The following is an 18083-nucleotide window of genomic DNA, read 5'->3' as shown; positions in this document are numbered from 1 at the left end:
AATGCTTTCAGGCGGCGATGGTGATGATCGCGTCTGTCTTCAGCGCTGCCACGAGGGCTTGCGTATCGACCTGCGATGCGCAGATCTCGCCTGGCCTTTCGGCCTCGGTGGCGCCGTTGAACGAGATGACGACGTGGCCCATCTCGAGCACCTTGCTCCAGGCGCTGGAGCCGACGGCGGTTATGACAGCCGAAACCGGGCCAAGGGTGATCGACGCGCCCTTTTCAGGCGCGCCGTCGCTGGGTCCGATCTCCGTCTTGTGGAGCACCGAGACCTCGGCAAGCTCCGGTGGCGAGCCATCCGCGAACAGGATGACCACGCCGCCCTCGGCGAGGTCCGCCACTTCGGGTCCTATTGCCGTGACCCGTGTCTTGAGAAGAACCGACATATGGCGAACCTCGTTATTTCTGGTGTTTAGAACACGATCAGGGAAACGACCCAGGCGATCAGCACCGAGACCGGACCCATGATCTGGCGGCTGATGAGCACCGCCGGCACGCCGATTTCGATGGTTTTCGGCTTGGCTTCACCCAGTGCGAGGCCGACGGGAACGAAGTCGCAGCCCACCTGGGTGTTGTAGGCAAACAGAGCCGGCAGCGCCATCGCCGGAGAGATCGTACCGTTGGCAATCTGCGGGCCGATGATGGCGACGCCGATAACCTGCGCGATAACAGCGCCTGGCCCCAGGATGGGCGACAGGAACGGCAGGCCGCAAATAGCCGAGATGATCAGCAGGCCGACGATATTGTTGGCCAGCGGACCCATCGGCTGCGCCAGCACGTCACCGACGCCGGTATACAGGATCAGACCGATGAGCATGGTCACGAAGGCCATGAACGGCAGCACGTTGCGGATGACCTGGTCGATGGTGCGGCGGCCGGCGTTGAAGAAGATGCCGACGACACGCCCCATGACGCGGCCGATCGTGCTGATGAAACCGATCAGGCCACCCTCGCTGGGCAGCGCCGTCGGCGTCGCTGTGTTGTTGGTCGAACCCATCGATGCTGCTCCCCCTGCAGTCGTGACCGCCTCGGACCCGTCCGCCATTGTGACGTCGGCCGGCTTGACGCCCGAAACATAGATATCCTCGGTGATGAACTGGGCGAGCGGCCCGGACTGTCCGACCGGCGTCAGGTTGACGGTCGGGATACGCTTGCGCGGATAGACGCCGCATCGTGCGGTGCCGCCGCAGTCGACGACGACAACCGCCATTTCGCTTTCGATCGGCGGCGCCTTGAAGCCGTCGACGGCTTCAGCGCCGGTCATATCGGCGATGAGCTGCGCCACCGGATGAATGCCACCACCGGTGACGGAAACAACCTTGCTGCGCTGTTCGGTCGGCTCGATCACAAGCGGACCGCCCCACCCTGTTTTGCCCCGGGTGATCCGTACGGCTTTGTATGTCTTGGCCATGATGTCCTCCCCGCCCTTACAGCTCGACGCCCTGGCGGCGTGCCATGATGGCGGTGATGCGCTCGGTCAGCATGCCCTTGAGCAGGATGACGACGAGGCCGACGATGGCGTACCAGATGGCAACCTTGACATGGTAGCCGGCGGCGATGACGCCGCGCTTCTCGAGATCGAGCAAGGCCACGAGCATGCCTCCCCAGACGAAATATTCGCCAGGGTTGATGTGCGGAAAGAGGCCGAGCGGCGGATGCACGTAGGATACGGCCGCGTCATAGAAGGCCGGCTTGTGCTTTTCTTCCAGGAACGAGCCGAAGGTGTAAGCCATCGGGTTGGTGAGGAAGAACACCGCCAGCAGCGGCAGCACGGTGTAGCGGGTCAGCGCGATGCGGCCAGCGCCACGCGCCAGACCGTGGACCCGCTCTTCGCCGACCAGTTCGGTGACGGCGTAAAAGGCGGTCATCAGCACCACAAGCGTCGGGATGATGCCGGTGACAAAGCCGGCGAAAACCTCGCCGCCCTTCTGGAAAATGCCGATGAAGTACTTGCCGATGGCAGTCAGCCAGCCAAGCTGCTCTTCCTGCTGCACGTTTTTCAGCTGCTCCTTCAGCTGATCGGCGGTGACCGGCCCGCTGTCGGTCTGCGCCTGCGCCAGGACCACGAGATGATCGGAAGCATGCTCGACGGCGAGCTTGCCATGCAATGCAGCATCCGAGACCATGGCACCCGCGACATGCAAATTGTGCACGGCCATGTCGGCATGCTGCGCCAACAACGAAAATACAGACATTTCTCCTCCTTATGCCGGCCCGCCGGTTGATCCCAGTCGGCGCACGGCCTCCTCTATGCCCTTGCTACATTCAAGCCGGCCAAACCCGGCTTCTTCCCCGGCTCCGACCGTGCTTTGTCGATCTGTTCGATCGCCCGCTTCACGGCCTCGGCCACACCGGGTTCCCCCTCCCCCATGATCGCAGGGTTGGACCGGAGTCGATCGAGGGGAACGCCCTCGAATTCTTCATGTCGCTTGAATTTGGTGAACACGGAACGGCCGCTCATCACCATCATCCGGCGCACGATCAAGTCGGGCGTAACCACGACCAGCGCGATCGTTCCCTTGGCAAATCGGCCGCGAAAATTGCCGGCTCCGACGAAGCCGTCCTTGTACTGGTCGGTGACGCCCCGGAAGACATCCGAATAGTGCCGCATCTGCAGCCAGACGCCGAGCGACTGCAACGCCCACACAATAACCAGCAGAAGCAGTCCCCACTGCCAAATCGCCATTCGGTTCTCCTCCCGAAGCCTCAGTCGAGGCGCACCTTGGACCGGCGCGCGACAACAGCAAAGTGAGAACATTTGTTTCCGCGAATGTCAATATGTATGATATTGACCTCAACCACGGTCATCCACAGGGCCGCCGCGCGATTACGGCGGGGGCACGATTGTGCTAACCTGGGGGAAACGGGATACAGGAAATGGAACTGCCCTTCAGGGATGAACTGGCCCTCATGCCCGACCTGCGCCACCGGCTGCGGCAGTTGCGCTGGTTCCGCGCCACCTTCCGCGGCAGCGCCAAGGTGGTCTCGGACACATTCGGCGTACGCTTCGAAATCGACGAGGCGAAGCTGACCCGGGCTTTTCTCGACTGGGTCGAGGTCATGGAAGCGCAGAAGCGCTTTGCCGCGATCGACCGCGCCGATTTCATCGTCTTTGCCGCCGGCCTCGTGCTGCGCGAACTGATCAAACAGGCGCCGGCAAGAGAAATCTCCGGCCTCACCCAGCTCATCGAAACGGATCAGAATGCCGGCACGCTGGACATCATCCGTTTCTGGCCGGAAGGCTTTCTCTACACCAACTACTGTGTCTCGGTGATTTCGGCGATCTACGAGCAGGAGTTTGGCTCGGCGCCCAGTATCGACAAATGCGCCGACGACCTGCGCACCTGGTGGTCCTATCGCGAGAACGTCACCGAAATACCGGCCTATGCCGTGGCTTTCCTCGACCGCTTCCTGGGGGCGGAACCGAACTGGATCACGCCCGATCGCGCACAGTCGCGGCAGGCCATGCAGCGGGCGCTGGGGTCCTCCCGCGCCAGCGACGTCTTGCGCCAGCTTTGAATCGGCCTCTATTACCTCCTATCCACGAGGCCGAGCGTGCCCGCTATTGAACATTTGACTTTTTGTCGATAGCGATGTGCGAATTCTGACAGAGGCCGGGAGAAACGCGTGGCGCCGTCAAGACTGATCATTTTCGATTGCGACGGCGTTCTCGTCGACAGCGAGCCGCTGGCCGCCAAGGCCTATGAACGTGTCTACGATAAGCATGGCATGCCGGGCGTTCACGGCGGCATCATCGCCCAGTGCGTCGGCATGAAACAGGCCGACATCATCGTCAGGATCAAGGAGTTGACCGGCCATCAGTTTCCCGCGTCGGCCGACGGCGATATCTGGGCCGAGACCAAGGTGCTTTTCACCGAAGAGTTGAAGCCAACGCCTGGAATAGGCTCGTTTCTGGAAACGCTTGCCGGCGACCGCTGCGTTGCCTCCTCGTCTTCCATCGAGCGTATAAACCACAGCCTGGCGGTGACCGGATTGGCACGCTTCTTCGGCGATGCGATCTACAGTTCCTCGATGGTCAAGAACGGCAAGCCAGCGCCGGACATCTTCCTTTTCGCGGCTGCCAGGATGGGCGCCAAACCAGCCGACTGCATCGTCATCGAGGATTCGCCTTTCGGCATCCAGGGCGCGGTCGCCGCCGGCATGACGGCGATCGGCTATACCGGCGGCGGTCATACTTATGCCGAGCATGCCGCACGGCTGACGGCGGCCGGTGCCGATCTCGTCTGCGCCGACTGGCATGAAGTTAGCCGGCAATTGGCTGGACTTGGTGTGCCAGCCTAAGTGGCAGAGACTAAAGAGGATGGTTTGGCGGCCATTCGCTGCGTGGAATCTCGGAGCCGACACGGAAGCCGAACGACAGGACCCTGGTCGCATCGGCATCCACCTCGCATCGGAAGCTCAGTTGGTACCATGTGGTTGTCGTGCTGAAGGCCGCTTCGGGGCGGTCGAGAACATTGCCGGCTTTCAGCGGAATCGTCGGCAGCCATTTGGGAGAATAGTCGGCACCCTGCAGCTCCTGGTCCAGCACGTTGGCGCAAAGGGTCGCAACGCGCTGACTGCGAGGTACGCCGCTCATGGAACTCGTGGCCAACGCGTCGCCGGTAGCGCCCTGCGAGTAGAGTTTCCGAACCCCCGGAAGACCGGAATACATTGGTGATCCAGCACCTGCGTCGTTCGTGGAATTTGAGGCGGTGGCTTTTCCGGCCCGGGACTTCAGGGCTTTTTCAGACTTGAACTTCATCGTCTTGACGACTTTGGTCTTGGGCTTTTCGGTCGCGGCCCCGGTCTTGGCGTCGCTCTCGGCTGGCGACGGCTTTGGCTCTACGGCTGCTTGCTGATCGGAAGCTTTTGGCGCAGCCTGCTGTTTATCAGCGTCTTCCGTGACCTGCTTTTCCTCGCTCGGCGTGGGCTTGGTGACGGTCGGCTCGGTTGGCGGATTCTCATCGGCTTTGCTTGCATCAGGCCGCTGCTCCGCGTTTGCCGTCGCTGCAGGCTTGTTCTCGGCGGACTTGGGCACGACCGGAGGCTTCGAGGCGTCATCCTTTGCAGGCGACGGCGCATTGTCCTTGGCCGCCCCCCCATCCAGGGATTTCTTCGGTCCTGTATCTTTATCGCCATACTGAAAAACGCGCTTCAAAGCGGTGTCTTCAGGTTGTTTGCGCGGCTGTTCGGGTGGTTTTTCAACCTTCTGCTCGGGGGGTTTATCAGCCTTTGGTTCCGGCGGCTTCTCGGCTTTGAGCGGCTGCGGTTTTGGCTTGTCGGGCGGAGGCACGAGCGCGACGCTTATCGGTTGCTCCTGCTGCGGCTCTTGAGAGGCTTTTGACAGGCCATAGATGAAGAACGATGCGACAAGCGCATGCAGGACCAGCGATGTGGCCAAGGCCCACAGCAGATTCCGGCGCCATTCGCGTGTCTCATCCTTCATCTCTTCCGATGTGGAATGAAATAGCGGCGGCTTCAAGCATAAGCACCGGATTGACGCCATTTAGCCGCTGACAGCTTGGTGATCTGGAGGATGCCGCGCAGGAGATCGGCTAGCTTTGCCGCCAGCGTGGGATTCCGTCCAGAAATCCGTCGTCCAGCCGCGTTTCCCCAAACCAGTTCAGCCGGTTGATGCTGACGAAACCCGCATCGATCGCGGCGTTTTCATCCCCCGGTTCGCTTGCATGGGCTCGGCCACGCGGCACCGTAATGATCGTGCGATCCCCGTCGGTTTCCACCACCTCGGCCGTGCGGCCGATCTTGTCGCGGCCGATGCGCGGCTGGCGAATTTCGGCCGGCAGCGCGGTCGGCAGGTTGACGCTCAGCCAATGGCCCTCTGTCGCCCACTCGGCGCGCGATTGCCAGAGCGAGGCGAGCAGCTTGCCAAGCCATTCGTCGTCGGCAACGCCGAAGTCAGGATTTTTCACGCGCGAAAAGCCGATCGCCGGTACGCCCCAGAAACTCGCTTCGCGGGCAATACCCAGCGTGCCGGAATAGGCGATATCCTCGGCGACGTTGCGGCCGTCATTGATGCCCGACAATACGAGGTCAGGCTTCGGTTCATCAGCGAATAGCCACGTCATGGCGCTCACCACGCAATCGGCTGGCGTGCCCGAGCACGAATACCAGTTCGGCTTGACGCGCCGCATCGTCAGCGGCCTGGCGATGGTCAGCGACGAGCCGGCGGCGGTGCGCTTGCCGTCCGGCGCGACCACCCAGACATCGTCGCTCAACCCGAGGGCGGCATTGACCAGACGGGCAAGACCCGGCGCTTCGATGCCGTCATCGTTGCAGATCAGGATTCTCATGATGCGCTTCCTTGCCCCACCGTGATGCGTTGCCCCGTACGGCATTGCGTGAGCAAGGACGGAATATGGCTTTTCAACTCGCCAAGAAGATCGGGCGCGCAGGAATGGCCCAGCGCCCTGGGGCGTCCCGCCTTCTCCCAGATGCCGACATTGCCCGACAGTGTCGGGTGGGTGGGCATGCGTATCCAGTCCGCCCGGCCGGCCTTGTGCATGAGATCGGCCGGAGAGCCCAAAGGCAGATGCCCGGTGAGCAACACCGGAAACCCGGCATCGTCGGCGCGAGGCAAAAGGCGCGACGACGGGCCAGCCTCGCCCATGCCGTCATCGGCCAGCAATGGCAGTAATGGCAGCGGGTCGGCATCGCTCCAGTCGGCCGCGTTCCGCAGGCGGGCAAGCAAAAGCTCGGAAATGCCCGGCAACAGGGACGCGGTCGCGCCGATCTGCGCTTCCAGCGACGAACGCATGCCGGCATGGACGGCGAACGACCCCGGCAAGGCCGCGATCAGTTCCAGCGATCGGCCAGACAGCGGCGTCGGCAAGAGGCATCCCTGCGGATGCCGCGCCACCCATTCGGAAATTTCCTGCGCCCGGGCAGCCCCCGGCACGGGATCCGCCCCGTAGGAGGCATCGAAGACCAGGAGATCGCAGTGCGGGATCGTGTCCATGACAAACACATTGCTGTCAGGCACCACATCGGCTGAATAGGCGATGCGGCTTGTCCCGTCGTCGACGGTGAACCAGACACCGCCGACGACATGACCGGACCGCCCGGTCCTGACCGTGAAATTGCCGCTTGTCAGTGTGTCGCCCGGTTCGAAGAGTTCGATGCGGTTTTCAGGCAAGGGAAATCGCCTGAAATCCTCCGGCTCGGCATAGGCGGCAAGCGTGGCCGGCGCCTCGGCACGGGTCTCCGCCGTCATGAAGATCGGGCCGCTATAGCCGCGCGACAACAGCCAGCTCAGCGCGCCGACATGATCCTCATGGGCATGCGAAACAAAAACAGCATCGATGTCGTCGCTCGACCCGTTGAGCGCTGGGTAGTATTCCGCCCCTGAAGCGCCGACCTTGATGCCGACATCGAGCAGGATGCGATCGTCGCCGCTGTTGACGGCGAGGCTGGTGCGGCCCTTTTCTCCGAAGCCGCCGGCAAGGTCCAGTATCATCACGAGGCTGTCCCCGCCGCCGGGATCAGCCAGCCGGATTTTATGCGCAGGCGCGCTTGCGCCCCGTTCTCCAGCACAACCGGATCGGGTTGCTCGAAATGCAAGGTGAGGTCGGGACCAGCGGTCGGCGCGAATTCAATCCGCGCCGCGCCGCCCTGGTAGATCGCCCGCTTGACGAGACCATCGAAGCCCGAGGCATCGGCCGAAAGCTCGATATCGGCGGGGCGGCAGCAGATCTTGGCGCCGGCGCGCGGCCGCTCGCCAGGCCGGCAACGGACCACCAGCTCGGTTCCGAGAACCCGGACCTTGCAATAGCCGTTGTCCTCGCTGGCCAACACGTCCGCCGGAAGCAGAATGCCTTGCGAAATGAAGGAGGCCACCATCTCATTTGCCGGCTTATGATAGAGTTCACGCGGGGTGGCGAGCTGCGCCAAGCGTCCATGGTCCATCACCGCGATGCGGTCGGCCAGCGCCATCGCCTCGGCCTGGTCATGGGTTATGTAGACGATGGTCGTGCCGGTGCGCTTGTGGAAGGCGGCGAACTCGTCCTCCATCGAGGCCCTGAGATGGACGTCGAGATTGGCGAGTGGCTCGTCGAACAGCACCAGCGAAGGTGTCGCCACCAGGCAACGCGCCAAGGCCACCCGCTGGCGCTGGCCGCCGGAAAGATTGGCGGGCCGGCGCTCGCCCAGGCCCTGAAGATTGACAAGGGCAAGCGCGTCTTCCACTTTTTGGCGCGCAACCGCTTTGTCGAGCTTGGCCACCTTCAGCGCATAGCCGATATTCTCGGCGACGCTCATATGCGGCCACAGCGCGTAATTCTGGAAGACGATGCCGACGCGCCGCTTTTCCGGCGCGACGCTGCCGCCGCTGTTCGACACGACATCGCTGCCGATGCGGATTTCGCCCGAGGTCACCTTTTCGAAACCGGCGACCAGCCGCAGCAATGTCGTCTTGCCACAGCCGGAGGGGCCGAGCACCGCCAGAAACTCGCCGTCAGCGACGTCGATCGAGACATCCTTCACGGCGTCGAAATCGGCGAAGCTCTTGGTCACATGGTCCAGGGTCAATCGCGCCATGGCAGAACTCCGCTCGGAAGATGAGGGGCAAGCAGGTTGGTCACCAGCATCAGCACGAAGGTGACCGCGACCGTGATGACCGACATCGCCGCCGCGTAGTTGGAATCGCCGCCCTGCTCGAAGGAAAACATGACAACGCCGATGGTCTCCGAGCCCGACGACCACAGCAGCGCCGAGACGGTGAGCTCGCTGAGGGCCGTCATGAAGATCAGCAGGCCGCCGGCGATCGCCGCCGGCGCGACCAGCGGAAAGACGATGGTGCGCATGCGCGTGAACAGGCCGGCGCCCGCCACCTGTGCAGCTTCTTCGAGTGCCCGGTCGATCTGGTGATAGCCGCTGATGGTCGGCCGCAAGGCCAGCACCAGGAAGCGGGCGAGGTAGGCATAGAGGATGATCCAGACGGTGTTGTAGAGCTGGACGCCGGTCAGCGGGATAGGGCGCAGGAACAAGAGCAGCGAGGCGATCGCCAGCACCACGCCAGGCAAGGCGTAGGGCAGTTCGACTGAAAGATTGAGCAGCCGCACCCAGCGCTGCTTGCCCCAAGCGATGAGATAGCCGATCGGCACGGCGACGAGGACCGCGAAGAAGGCGGCAGCGATCGACAGCCAGAAACTGTTGAAGAAGGCGCGGCTGGCGGCATCATGCTCGAACAGCACGAAACGGTAATTGTCGAGCGTCGCCGTCTTGGCGGTGAGCGCGATGCCGTAGCCCGGCACCAGCGACGTCAGCACCAGCCCGAACAGCGGCAGGACCAGCACCAGCACGATGAGCAGCCACATGCCGGCCTGGACGACCGGCCGCCAGCGGCCCAGTTCATAAGGTTCGGCCAGCAGCGACGTCGAGGAGATGCGGTAGTCGCGGCGGCGGCTCATCACCTCTTGGGCAAGAATGCCGGCCATGGCGATGATGCCGATCAGCACCGACAGGAACGCGGTCTCGCCGAGTACCGCCGGGCCCCCGCCGGCCAGCTTCTGATAGATGAGCGTCGGCAGCACCAGGTAGTTGGCGGGGATGCCGAGAAAGGCCGGAATGCCGAAATTGCCGACGCAGGAGACGAAGGCAAGCGCGGCCGCCGCCATGATCGACGGCGTCATCAAGGGCAGCACGATGGTGATCAGCACGGTGAACCAATTCGCACCGCCGGCGCGCGCCGCCTCGACCAGTTCGCGCGGCAGCTTGCGCAGGCCTGCACGCACCAGCAGGAAGACCAGCGGCCCGTATTGGACGCCAAGCAGCAGGATGATGCCCGAGGTCGAGTAGAGCGGGTTTTTCGTGCCGAGCGGCGGCGCCGCTCCGAAAAGCTTGAGGAATGGGCTGGCAGGGCCGAACAGTTGCAGCCAGGCCAGCGCCGTCACCTGCGGCGCGATCATCAGCGGCATGACGTAGCAGAGCACCAGGGCGCTTCGGCCGCGTATGTCGGTCAGCGATACAAGCACGGCCACCAACGTTCCCGACAGCACCGCCAGAAGAGTGCCGCCGATGCCGACGACCAGCGTATGCCATGTCGCGATCCAGGTTGCCGGGCTTCTCAGCCCGGCCTCCACGGCCACCGTCGACAAGACACCGCCGGGTGCCACGATCTCCTTGACGAGGCGCAGCATGGGCAGCAGCGAAAGCAGGACGATGACGACGGCCACCACCGCCGTCAGGACCATTTCCTGGCCCCGGCTCTCCCTGATACGTGTCGGCATGATTGCGTTTCCTGGGATCGGTCAGCGGGGCGGCCGGGCTCACCGGAACTGACGAGATGCCGTCGAGACGGCATCTCGCGGGGATCGACGGCTCAGCCGCCGAACAGGTCCTGGAACTTCGCCTTGTCGGCGTCGGTCTCGGCGACGATCGCCTTGGTGTCGAACGGCATCACCTTGACCTTGACGCCTTCCGGCAGCCAGTCGGGACGACCGACCGAGGCGCGTGCCGGCAGGTAACCCATCGACAGCGCCAGCTTCTGGCCTTCATCGGACAGAATGAAGTCGACGAATTTTTTCGCGCCGTCGACGTTCTTGGCGGTCTTCATGATGGCCACCGGTTCGGTCACGGCGGGCACGCCCTCCGAGGGGAACACGAATTCGACGGGCGAACCCTTCTTCTTGGCGTTCATCGCCATGAAATCGACGAGGATGCCATAGGGCTTCTCGCCCGACGCCACCGACTTCAGCACCGCGCCATTGCCGCGCACGCTGACGGTGTTGTTGGTCTTCAGCTTCTGGAAGAAATCCCAGCCATAATTGCTGTCGCCGGCGAAGCCCGAAAGCAGGTAGGCGGCGGCACCGGAATAGAGCGGGCTCGGCATGACCAAGCCATCGGCATAGGCCGGCTTGGCGAGGTCCGCCCAATGCTGCGGCTTTTCGGCGGCAGCGGTGTTGTAGACGATGCCGGTAGTGATCAGCTTGCTGCCGAAATAAGTCTTGTCGGCGTCATAGGCATCCGCCTCGATGCCGTCGAGCTTGGCCTCGGGATAGGCCAGCAGCCGGTCGTCCTTCTTCAGCAGTTCCATCGACACCGCGTCGGCGATCAGCAGCACGTCGGGCTGCGGGCTGCCTGCGGCGAACTCGGCCGCCATCTTGGTCAGGATGTCGCTGGTTCCGGAGCGATAGATGGTGACGTCGATGCCGGGCTGTGCCTTCTTGAAGGCATCCACGGTCTTGGCTGCGTCTGCCTCGGGCTGGGATGTGTAGAGCGTCAGTGTTTCGGCATTTGCCACGCCGGCAAACAAAGTTGCCGCGAGCGCCAGCTGACTGGCCAGCAGCTGGATGAATAGCGTCTTCATGAGACCTCCTGTCTTGTCTGTGCATGACCGGTCTGGCCCCTGGCCAGCACCCCGTCTCTTCCTCCCTGCACGGCGCATATGACTGGTGGATGACACAGCGCGTGAAACCAACAAAATATGTTCATATGTACGATGTCAATTACAAATGATCACAGCTGTGCGATAATCGGCCTGCCGCGAACCCGGCATCCGATTGACGTAAGAGCGGCCTTGCCCGGATGAGGACAACCGTCGGCCATGACACATGAGGGACGACATCCATGCCCACGCAAAAGCCCGCACCGGCTCGCCTGCCGATGGTCTCGTCGGACCTCAGCGTCAAGACGGCATGGCTCTATTATGTCGAGGGCTTCACGCAGGAGCAGATCGCCGACAAGCTCGATGTCTCCAGGGTGAAGGTCATGCGTACGCTGGCCGCCTGTACCGCCGAGGGCATCGTCGTTACCATGATCAACGCGCCGACAGCCGAACAGGTGGCGCTTGAGCGGGAACTGGAAAAACGCTGGGGCCTCAACGCCGCCGTCGTCATCCCGACACCTTCGGTTCACGACCATCTGGAGAAGGCCATCGGCCACGCCGTGGCGGCCTATCTCGGCGAGCAGATGCAGGATGGCATGACGCTGGCGATCGGCGGTGGCGCCACGCTGCACGCCAGCCTGGGTTTCCTCGCCCGCCGGCACTTGAAGCGCGCCTCGGTGGTGGCGCTTGTCGGCAGCCTGCCGCATTCGCAATGGATCAACCCGTCGATCGTGGCCGCCAAGGTCGCCGATGTGTTCGAGGTGGACAGCTATCAGATCACGGCGCCGGTGATGGTGGACGACCCCTCGCTGCGCGATCTCCTGTGGGCGCAGCCGACGCTGCAGGATGTGCGCCGGCGCGCCGCGGCGGCCGACATCGCATTGCTCACCGTCGGCGACATGTCGCCCGATGCCACCATCTTCCGGCATGGCATCGTGCCGTCGTCGCTGATTACACCCTTGAAGGCAAAAGGCGCGGTCGCCAACATGCTATGCTATTTCGTCGATGCCGCCGGCAGGCTCGTCGATCACGAAGTCAACCGGCGCGTCATGGCGATCGACCTCGATGTTGTCGCCCATGTGCCGAATGTCGTGCTGGCCGCCGGCGGAAAGCGCAAGGTGGCGGCAATCCTCGCCGCGCTCAAGGCTGTCAACACCAATGTGCTGATCACCGACAGCGACACCGCTATGGCGCTGCTGGCCAAGGCCGGCTGAGATGCCTGGGTTTAAATCAACCCGCGCTCGCGCAAAAAATCCTCGACGCCGACATGGGTCATGGATTCGAATTCGGCGATCGCTTCGGCCACGCGTCTGCGCTGCCCCGCCAGCAGGGTGAACACCTGCTTCATCTCGCCCGAAACGCCAAAACGGCTCCAGCGCTCGGCGATATGCGCGGGCAGGCCGATATCACTGCAGAACGCATCGAGGCTGTCATAACCGAGGCTGACGACAAGCTGCCTTGTCTCTTCCGCCGACATGCGTGGCTCGAAAGCATGATCGTGCAGGCGCTGCGCCACCAGCTTGATGTCGGAAGGCGACGCGCCCATGACCCTGCCGAACAAGGTTTTGACGTCAGACGGGTCGAATGCAGGCATGTTGGCCTCCCTTGGTCGCGATCACCAGAGAACATGGGTCAAGGTTCGGTGCCTGACAAGTCGTTTCATCATAAGCCGGCGCATCATTGGCGCCGGCTTACCGCAGGAGACTAGACCAGCATGCCCATCGGATTCTCGATCAGCTTCTTGAAGGCGACCAGCAGTTCGGCCCCCAGCGCGCCATCAACCGCACGATGGTCGGTTGACAGCGTCACCGACATCACGGTGGCTATTCTGATCTCGCCGTTCCTGACCACCGCCCGCTCCTCGCCGGCGCCGACCGCCAGGATCGTCGCATGCGGCGGGTTGATGACGGCGGCAAAGTCCTTGATGCCGAACATGCCGAGATTGGAAACGGCGGTCGTGCCGCCTTGATATTCCTCCGGCTTCAACTTGCGGCTGCGGGCGCGGCTGGCCAGGTCCTTCATCTCGTTGGAGATGACCGACAGCGTCTTTTCATCGGCATGCCGGATGATCGGCGTGATCAGGCCACCGGGAATGGACACGGCGACGCCGACATCGGCATGCCTGTGCTTGACCATGGCGCTCTCGGTCCAGGAGGCATTGGCATCCGGCACCGCCTTCAGCGCCATCGCCATCGCCTTGATCACCATGTCGTTGACCGACAGCTTGTAGGCGGGAGCCTCGCCCTTGTCGGTCTTCTTCACCGGTGCGGCGGCATTGAGCTGAGTGCGTAAAGCCAGCAGCGCGTCGAGTTCGCAGTCGAGCGTCAGATAGAAATGCGGGATGGTGGTTTTTGCTTCGACCAGGCGCCGCGCGATGGTCTTGCGCATATTGTCGTGCGGAACGAGTTCGTAGGAGCCTTCCTCGAACAGTTTCATCACGTCCCCTTCTCCCTTGAGGGGAGGGTGGCCGGCCGAAGGCCGGTCGGGTGGGGTCGCTTCGACGGGGCTCGGCGCAAAAGCGGTGCCTCCTGAGGCGACCCCCTCCGTCCGCTTCGCGGACACCTCCCCCTCGAGGGGGGAGGAGAGTACCGCATCGATATCCGCCTTTACGACGCGGCCATGTGGGCCTGTGCCTGATATGCCGGAGAGATTCAGTCCTGCTTCACGAGCCAATCGACGCGCCAAGGGTGTAGCGCGGGTTTTCCCCTCCCCCTCGAGGGGAGGGTGGTCGGCCAAACGCCGGTCGGGTGGGGTCGGTTCGACCGGACTCAGCGCGAGGGCGGTGCCTTCTGAGGCAACCCCCTCTGTCGACTTCGTCGACATCTCCCCCTCAAGGGGTGAGATTGGCGCCTTGTCCTTATAAGCCTCGCCGTCAGCATAAATCCAAGCCACCGCCGATCCGACCGCGATATCGACTCCTTCCTTGCCGGTCACGTCGCGCAACACACCGCTGGCCGGAGCGTCGATCTCCATCGCGGCCTTGTCGGTCTCGATCTCGAACAGCACGTCGCCCTTCTTGACCGTGGCGCCTTCCTCGGCGAACCAGCGCGAAATCTGTCCGGTCGCCATATCCATGTCGACCTTGGGAAGAATGACTTCGGTCGGCATGGATCAGCGAACCCCTTTGACGAGGTCGCGCGCGGCGGTGACGATGTCGGGAACCTGCGGCACCGTCGCTTTTTCCAGCTCCGGATTGTAGGGGATCGGCGTTTCCGCACCGCCCAGCCGCACGATCGGCGCATCGAGATAGTCGAACGCCTCGCTTTCGGCGATCATGGCGCTGACCTCGGCGCCGATGCCCAGCGTCTTGACCGCTTCATAGACGCATATCAGCCGCGAGGTCTTCTTGACGCTGTCGATAACGGTCTGCTTGTCCATCGGCCGGATGGTCCGGAGGTCCACGACTTCGACGTCGATGCCTTCGGCCTCCAGCGCGGCAGCGGCGTCGAGCGCCTTCTGCACCATGATCGAGGTGGCGACGATGGTGAGATCACGGCCCTCGCGGCGGATATCTGCCTTGCCGATCGGCACGGTGTAATAGCCTTCGGGCACCGGGCCCTTCATCTTGTAGAGCAGCTTGTGCTCGAAGATCATCACCGGATCGGGATCGGCGACCGCAGCCAGAAGCATGCCCTTGGCATCATGGGGCGTCGCCGGCTGGATAACCTTCAGGCCCGGCACGTGGCCAAGCCAGGCTTCCAGGCTCTGGCTGTGCTGCGCGGCGGCACCGGTACCGGAGCCGGCGGGAAAGCGCATCACGACGGGCACCGAAACCTCGCCGCCCAGCATGAAGCGCATCTTGGCAGCCTGGTTGACGATCTGCTCCATCGCCAGCGTGGCGAAATCGGAGAACTGGAATTCGAAGATCGGCCGCATGCCGGTCAGCGCGGCGCCGACAGCGACCCCCGCGCCCCCCAGTTCCGAGATCGGCGTGTCCAGCACCCGGTCCGCGCCGTAACGATCGACGAGGTCGCCGGTCACCTGGAAGGCGCCGCCATAGACGCCGATGTCCTCGCCCATCAGGAAGACGCGCTCGTCCATGTCCATGGCGATCGCCATGGCTTCCTGGATCGCCTGAGCGTAGCTCAGTTCACGCACCATCGCGTCCATCACGCCTGCTCCGTATACACGTAATTGCCGGTCTCGCTGACGTCAGGCGACGGGCTCCCCTTGGCGAACTCGATGCCGTCGGCGATCTCCCGCGCCACCACCTCGCGGATGGCTTCGATGCCCGTGTCGTCGATGAATCCGAATTCCCGCAATTCGTTCTCGAACAGCGTGATCGGATCGCGGTTCGACATCCAGTCCTCGATCTCTTCCTTGGTCCGGTAGCGATTGCGGTCGCTCTTGGAATGGCCGCGATGGCGATAGGTCTTGGACTCGATCAGCGTCGGCCCCTCACCCGCTCGTGCCCACTCGACCGCCTTGTACGAAGCCTCGGCGACCTCGGAGAAGATGTTGCCGTTGACGATGACGCCCGGCATCGAATAGGCGGCGGCGCGGTCGGCGATGTTCTTGACCGCGGTGGACCGGGCAGTCGACGTCGACATGCCGTAGCCATTGTTCTCGCAGACGAAAATAACGGGCAGTTTCCAGACCGCCGCCATGTTGAGCGCCTCGTGGAAGGCGCCTTCATTGTTGGCTCCGTCGCCGAAGAAGGAGACGACAACCTTGCCGGTCTTCATCATCTTGGCGGAGAGCGCGGCGCCGACGGCGATCGGAATGCCGCCGCCGACAATCCCATTGGCGCCGAGATTTCCCTTGGCGACATCGGCGATGTGCATCGAACCGCCGCGGCCCTTGCAATAGCCGGTGGTCTTGCCGAAGAATTCCGCGAACATGCGCTTCACCTCGGCGCCCTTGGCGATGCAGTGGCCGTGGCCGCGATGGGTCGAGGTGATCTGGTCGTCCTCGCCAAGCGGCATGCAGATGCCCATGGCGCTCGCCTCCTGGCCGATCGACAGATGCATGGTGCCGTGGATGAGGCCGCGCGTGTAGCTTTCTTCCGCGCCCTCCTCGAAGCGGCGGATCAGGTACATCTTGTAGAGCACCTGCTTCAGCTGCTCGGCGCTGTACTGGCGATAGACGAAGGGCAGGTTGGCGCGGCTGTCCGCGACGGCTTTGCTGGCTCCGGCCATGGTTACGCCTCCACGGTTCCGTAGACGAGCTTGTCCTGACGGGCGCGCAGTTCGGCGATCTTGGAGCCCGCTGCCGGGGCGGCATTGGCGTAGGTGATGAGCTCACCCTTCTTGATCGGCGCCGTAACCGACCCGCCCTGCAGCAGGCCGCAGGGAATGGCCCTCGCGGCATGCGCTTCCGGTGCAGTCATGATCCAGGCGCGGTAGCAATATTCGCCGATCGCATCGAGCTTCTCGCCGGGCTGCATGTCCTTCTTGGCCACGGCGGCCACTTCAGCTACCGGCTTGGCCAGCGGCACCATGTCGGCCTTGCCGTAGAGCACGACGCGGGCGCAGGTCAGCGGCACTTCGAGCGAGGTCAGGTGATAGGGACGATGGAACGTGAAGTACGGGCCCTTGCCCATCTTCAAATCTTCCATGCGCTCCGAAATGCGCGGATGCGACATGTCGGCGACGACGAAGACACCGGGCGCGACACCCTTGCCGATCGAATAGTCGACGACACCGACCCTCGACAGCACGCCGCCATCCTTCTGCGGCACCAGCACCTTGTTCAATTCGCCGAGCGTCGCGGCCGGGCCATGCATGCCGGCCTTGTCGGGCACCAGCCCGGTGGCGTTGGCGATCGCCGCCATCTCGACCATGGTCTTCGAGCCGTCGACGAACTCCACCAGCATGCGCACATTCATGTGCCGGCGCCTGGCCTCCTCCTCATAGGCGGGCGGCGTGGCGTCGATGTTGAGCGGGTTGTTCTTGCCCTTGCCGGCGGCGACGATCGGGTGGCCCATGGCCGAAACGAATTCGATCAGCTCCATGCAGGAGGAGGGTTCGTCGCCGGCGCCCAGCGAATAGGTGACGCCGAGCCGATCGGCTTCGCTCTTGAGATAGGCGCCGATGGTGACGTCGGCCTCGACATTCATCATCACCAGATGCTTGCCATGCTCCATGGCGCGCAAGCCGATTTCGGCGCCGACGGCGGGAACGCCGGTGGCATCGATGACGACGTCGATAAGATCGTTGTTGATGACCAGGCTGGCGTCGTTGGTCACCGCCACCTTGCCGGCTTCCATGGCGGCCGTCATCGCCGAGGCGTTCGATACCTCGCGCGCATGGCCGGTTTCCTGGAAGGCGATATCCACCGCCTTGCTGGCGGCGGGCAGGTTCAGCTCGGAGATCGCGCCGATCTCTATGCCCGACATATGGGCGACGCGGGTGACGATGTCGGTTCCCATTTCGCCCGAGCCGATCAGCCCGATGCGGATCGGCTTGCCCGATTTGCCGCGTTCCTCGAGATCGCGGGCAAGGCCCGTCAACGAAACATTGGACGCCATACCGCTCATTCCTCCCATAATGCAGGCTTGTTCAATTGCCTGACGGGTATTGAACATCTGTATTTCTGTCAAGACTAATGTCCAAATCTGCGTGCTTTTGCAACACTTACACAACTGGACAAAAGGCCGTTGCGGAGCCGGCAAATCGCGACTTTCCGCGTTGCCGTGGCGAGACAAGCACGCCAGCGGCGGCTCGACGCGCGGCGCACAGGACACTTGTTAGGGGCTCTCACCCTGCGTAAAAGCGTTAGCAGTGAACATCCGTCGGTTA

Annotated in this window: 18 protein-coding genes; 3 read left to right on the top strand and 15 right to left on the bottom strand. The window is 63.2% G+C overall.

Going from position 1 to position 18083, the window contains the following annotated elements; all coding sequences use genetic code 11:
- Positions 1 to 7 precede the first annotated feature (7 nt).
- Genes FJ943_RS05525 through FJ943_RS05510 form a run of 4 tightly spaced genes read right to left on the bottom strand, consistent with a single transcriptional unit; the run spans position 8 to position 2688 of the window.
- On the bottom strand, positions 8 to 388 hold the full coding sequence (locus FJ943_RS05525; RefSeq protein WP_140616782.1) for a PTS glucitol/sorbitol transporter subunit IIA: 381 nt from the start codon (positions 386 to 388) through the stop codon (positions 8 to 10).
- Positions 389 to 414: 26 nt separating this feature from the next.
- Positions 415 to 1413: a PTS glucitol/sorbitol transporter subunit IIB gene (locus FJ943_RS05520; RefSeq protein WP_015315469.1), complete on the bottom strand. Its 999-nt coding sequence runs from the start codon at positions 1411 to 1413 to the stop codon at positions 415 to 417.
- Between the two features lie 16 nt (positions 1414 to 1429).
- Entirely contained in the window at positions 1430 to 2197 is a 768-nt protein-coding gene (locus tag FJ943_RS05515) for a PTS glucitol/sorbitol transporter subunit IIC (RefSeq protein ID WP_140616781.1), read from the bottom strand.
- Between the two features lie 53 nt (positions 2198 to 2250).
- Positions 2251 to 2688: a transcriptional regulator GutM gene (locus FJ943_RS05510; protein WP_015315467.1), complete on the bottom strand. Its 438-nt coding sequence runs from the start codon at positions 2686 to 2688 to the stop codon at positions 2251 to 2253.
- Between the two features lie 191 nt (positions 2689 to 2879).
- Between FJ943_RS05510 and FJ943_RS05505 the strand changes: the two genes are divergently transcribed.
- Positions 2880 to 3521: a hypothetical protein gene (locus FJ943_RS05505; protein ID WP_140712793.1), complete on the top strand. Its 642-nt coding sequence runs from the start codon at positions 2880 to 2882 to the stop codon at positions 3519 to 3521.
- A gap of 108 nt (positions 3522 to 3629) precedes the next feature.
- Positions 3630 to 4304: an HAD family phosphatase gene (locus tag FJ943_RS05500; protein WP_140616779.1), complete on the top strand. Its 675-nt coding sequence runs from the start codon at positions 3630 to 3632 to the stop codon at positions 4302 to 4304.
- 10 nt (positions 4305 to 4314) lie between these two features.
- Here the strand turns inward: FJ943_RS05500 and FJ943_RS05495 are convergent, their stop codons facing one another.
- The 6 genes from FJ943_RS05495 to FJ943_RS05470 form a co-directional block, all read right to left on the bottom strand.
- Complete coding sequence (locus tag FJ943_RS05495; protein WP_140720172.1) at positions 4315 to 5448, bottom strand: DUF930 domain-containing protein; 1134 nt, start codon at positions 5446 to 5448, stop codon at positions 4315 to 4317.
- A gap of 109 nt (positions 5449 to 5557) precedes the next feature.
- Positions 5558 to 6313 carry a 5'/3'-nucleotidase SurE gene (locus FJ943_RS05490; RefSeq protein ID WP_140720170.1) on the bottom strand — a complete coding sequence of 252 codons (756 nt, stop codon included), beginning with the start codon at positions 6311 to 6313 and terminating at the stop codon, positions 5558 to 5560.
- Positions 6310 to 7476, bottom strand: coding sequence for an MBL fold metallo-hydrolase (locus tag FJ943_RS05485; RefSeq protein WP_140720386.1), 1167 nt, complete (start codon positions 7474 to 7476; stop codon positions 6310 to 6312). The genes FJ943_RS05490 and FJ943_RS05485 overlap by 4 nt, the downstream gene beginning before the upstream one ends.
- Positions 7476 to 8555 carry an ABC transporter ATP-binding protein gene (locus FJ943_RS05480; protein WP_140720168.1) on the bottom strand — a complete coding sequence of 360 codons (1080 nt, stop codon included), beginning with the start codon at positions 8553 to 8555 and terminating at the stop codon, positions 7476 to 7478. The genes FJ943_RS05485 and FJ943_RS05480 overlap by 1 nt, the downstream gene beginning before the upstream one ends.
- A complete protein-coding gene (locus FJ943_RS05475) occupies positions 8543 to 10246 on the bottom strand; it encodes an iron ABC transporter permease (RefSeq protein WP_140720166.1) in 1704 nt (567 codons plus the stop codon). The genes FJ943_RS05480 and FJ943_RS05475 overlap by 13 nt, the downstream gene beginning before the upstream one ends.
- Before the next feature lie 92 nt (positions 10247 to 10338).
- Positions 10339 to 11325 (bottom strand): ABC transporter substrate-binding protein, encoded by a 987-nt coding sequence (locus tag FJ943_RS05470; RefSeq protein WP_015315459.1) that lies wholly within the window; start codon positions 11323 to 11325, stop codon positions 10339 to 10341.
- 260 nt (positions 11326 to 11585) lie between these two features.
- On the opposite strand from FJ943_RS05470, the gene FJ943_RS05465 reads away from it, so the two are divergent.
- Positions 11586 to 12557: a sugar-binding domain-containing protein gene (locus FJ943_RS05465; protein WP_140720164.1), complete on the top strand. Its 972-nt coding sequence runs from the start codon at positions 11586 to 11588 to the stop codon at positions 12555 to 12557.
- 11 nt (positions 12558 to 12568) lie between these two features.
- Here the strand turns inward: FJ943_RS05465 and FJ943_RS05460 are convergent, their stop codons facing one another.
- The 5 genes from FJ943_RS05460 to FJ943_RS05440 all read right to left on the bottom strand — a co-directional run bounded on the left by FJ943_RS05460 (position 12569) and on the right by FJ943_RS05440 (position 17812).
- Complete coding sequence (locus FJ943_RS05460; protein WP_015315457.1) at positions 12569 to 12937, bottom strand: hypothetical protein; 369 nt, start codon at positions 12935 to 12937, stop codon at positions 12569 to 12571.
- Positions 12938 to 13047: 110 nt separating this feature from the next.
- Positions 13048 to 14451 (bottom strand): pyruvate dehydrogenase complex dihydrolipoamide acetyltransferase, encoded by a 1404-nt coding sequence (locus tag FJ943_RS05455; protein ID WP_140720162.1) that lies wholly within the window; start codon positions 14449 to 14451, stop codon positions 13048 to 13050.
- A 3-nt stretch (positions 14452 to 14454) separates the two neighbouring features.
- Complete coding sequence (locus tag FJ943_RS05450) at positions 14455 to 15453, bottom strand: alpha-ketoacid dehydrogenase subunit beta (RefSeq protein WP_015315455.1); 999 nt, start codon at positions 15451 to 15453, stop codon at positions 14455 to 14457.
- Positions 15453 to 16481 carry a thiamine pyrophosphate-dependent dehydrogenase E1 component subunit alpha gene (locus tag FJ943_RS05445; RefSeq protein WP_140720160.1) on the bottom strand — a complete coding sequence of 343 codons (1029 nt, stop codon included), beginning with the start codon at positions 16479 to 16481 and terminating at the stop codon, positions 15453 to 15455. Before FJ943_RS05445 ends, FJ943_RS05450 begins: the two co-directional genes overlap by 1 nt.
- A 2-nt stretch (positions 16482 to 16483) precedes the next feature.
- Positions 16484 to 17812, bottom strand: a complete 1329-nt coding sequence (locus tag FJ943_RS05440; RefSeq protein ID WP_015315453.1) for an NAD(P)H-dependent oxidoreductase — start codon at positions 17810 to 17812, stop codon at positions 16484 to 16486.
- Positions 17813 to 18083: the final 271 nt, after the last annotated feature.

It is taken from the genome of Mesorhizobium sp. B2-3-10, assembly GCF_006442275.1.
GTDB lineage: Bacteria > Pseudomonadota > Alphaproteobacteria > Rhizobiales > Rhizobiaceae > Mesorhizobium > Mesorhizobium australicum.
Note: the sequence above shows the minus strand (reverse complement) of the source record. Positions and strands in the feature narration are given on the sequence as shown.

Coding starts and splice junctions, on each gene's coding strand:
- FJ943_RS05525 (WP_140616782.1), bottom strand. CDS start 388: ATGTCGGTTCTTCTCAAGACACGGGTCACGGCAATAGGACCCGAAGTG.
- FJ943_RS05520 (WP_015315469.1), bottom strand. CDS start 1,413: ATGGCCAAGACATACAAAGCCGTACGGATCACCCGGGGCAAAACAGGG.
- FJ943_RS05515 (WP_140616781.1), bottom strand. CDS start 2,197: ATGTCTGTATTTTCGTTGTTGGCGCAGCATGCCGACATGGCCGTGCAC.
- FJ943_RS05510 (WP_015315467.1), bottom strand. CDS start 2,688: ATGGCGATTTGGCAGTGGGGACTGCTTCTGCTGGTTATTGTGTGGGCG.
- FJ943_RS05505 (WP_140712793.1), top strand. CDS start 2,880: ATGGAACTGCCCTTCAGGGATGAACTGGCCCTCATGCCCGACCTGCGC.
- FJ943_RS05495 (WP_140720172.1), bottom strand. CDS start 5,448: ATGAAGGATGAGACACGCGAATGGCGCCGGAATCTGCTGTGGGCCTTG.
- FJ943_RS05490 (WP_140720170.1), bottom strand. CDS start 6,313: ATGAGAATCCTGATCTGCAACGATGACGGCATCGAAGCGCCGGGTCTT.
- FJ943_RS05485 (WP_140720386.1), bottom strand. CDS start 7,476: ATGATACTGGACCTTGCCGGCGGCTTCGGAGAAAAGGGCCGCACCAGC.
- FJ943_RS05480 (WP_140720168.1), bottom strand. CDS start 8,555: ATGGCGCGATTGACCCTGGACCATGTGACCAAGAGCTTCGCCGATTTC.
- FJ943_RS05475 (WP_140720166.1), bottom strand. CDS start 10,246: ATGCCGACACGTATCAGGGAGAGCCGGGGCCAGGAAATGGTCCTGACG.
- FJ943_RS05470 (WP_015315459.1), bottom strand. CDS start 11,325: ATGAAGACGCTATTCATCCAGCTGCTGGCCAGTCAGCTGGCGCTCGCG.
- FJ943_RS05465 (WP_140720164.1), top strand. CDS start 11,586: ATGCCCACGCAAAAGCCCGCACCGGCTCGCCTGCCGATGGTCTCGTCG.
- FJ943_RS05460 (WP_015315457.1), bottom strand. CDS start 12,937: ATGCCTGCATTCGACCCGTCTGACGTCAAAACCTTGTTCGGCAGGGTC.
- FJ943_RS05455 (WP_140720162.1), bottom strand. CDS start 14,451: ATGCCGACCGAAGTCATTCTTCCCAAGGTCGACATGGATATGGCGACC.
- FJ943_RS05450 (WP_015315455.1), bottom strand. CDS start 15,453: ATGGACGCGATGGTGCGTGAACTGAGCTACGCTCAGGCGATCCAGGAA.
- FJ943_RS05445 (WP_140720160.1), bottom strand. CDS start 16,481: ATGGCCGGAGCCAGCAAAGCCGTCGCGGACAGCCGCGCCAACCTGCCC.
- FJ943_RS05440 (WP_015315453.1), bottom strand. CDS start 17,812: ATGGCGTCCAATGTTTCGTTGACGGGCCTTGCCCGCGATCTCGAGGAA.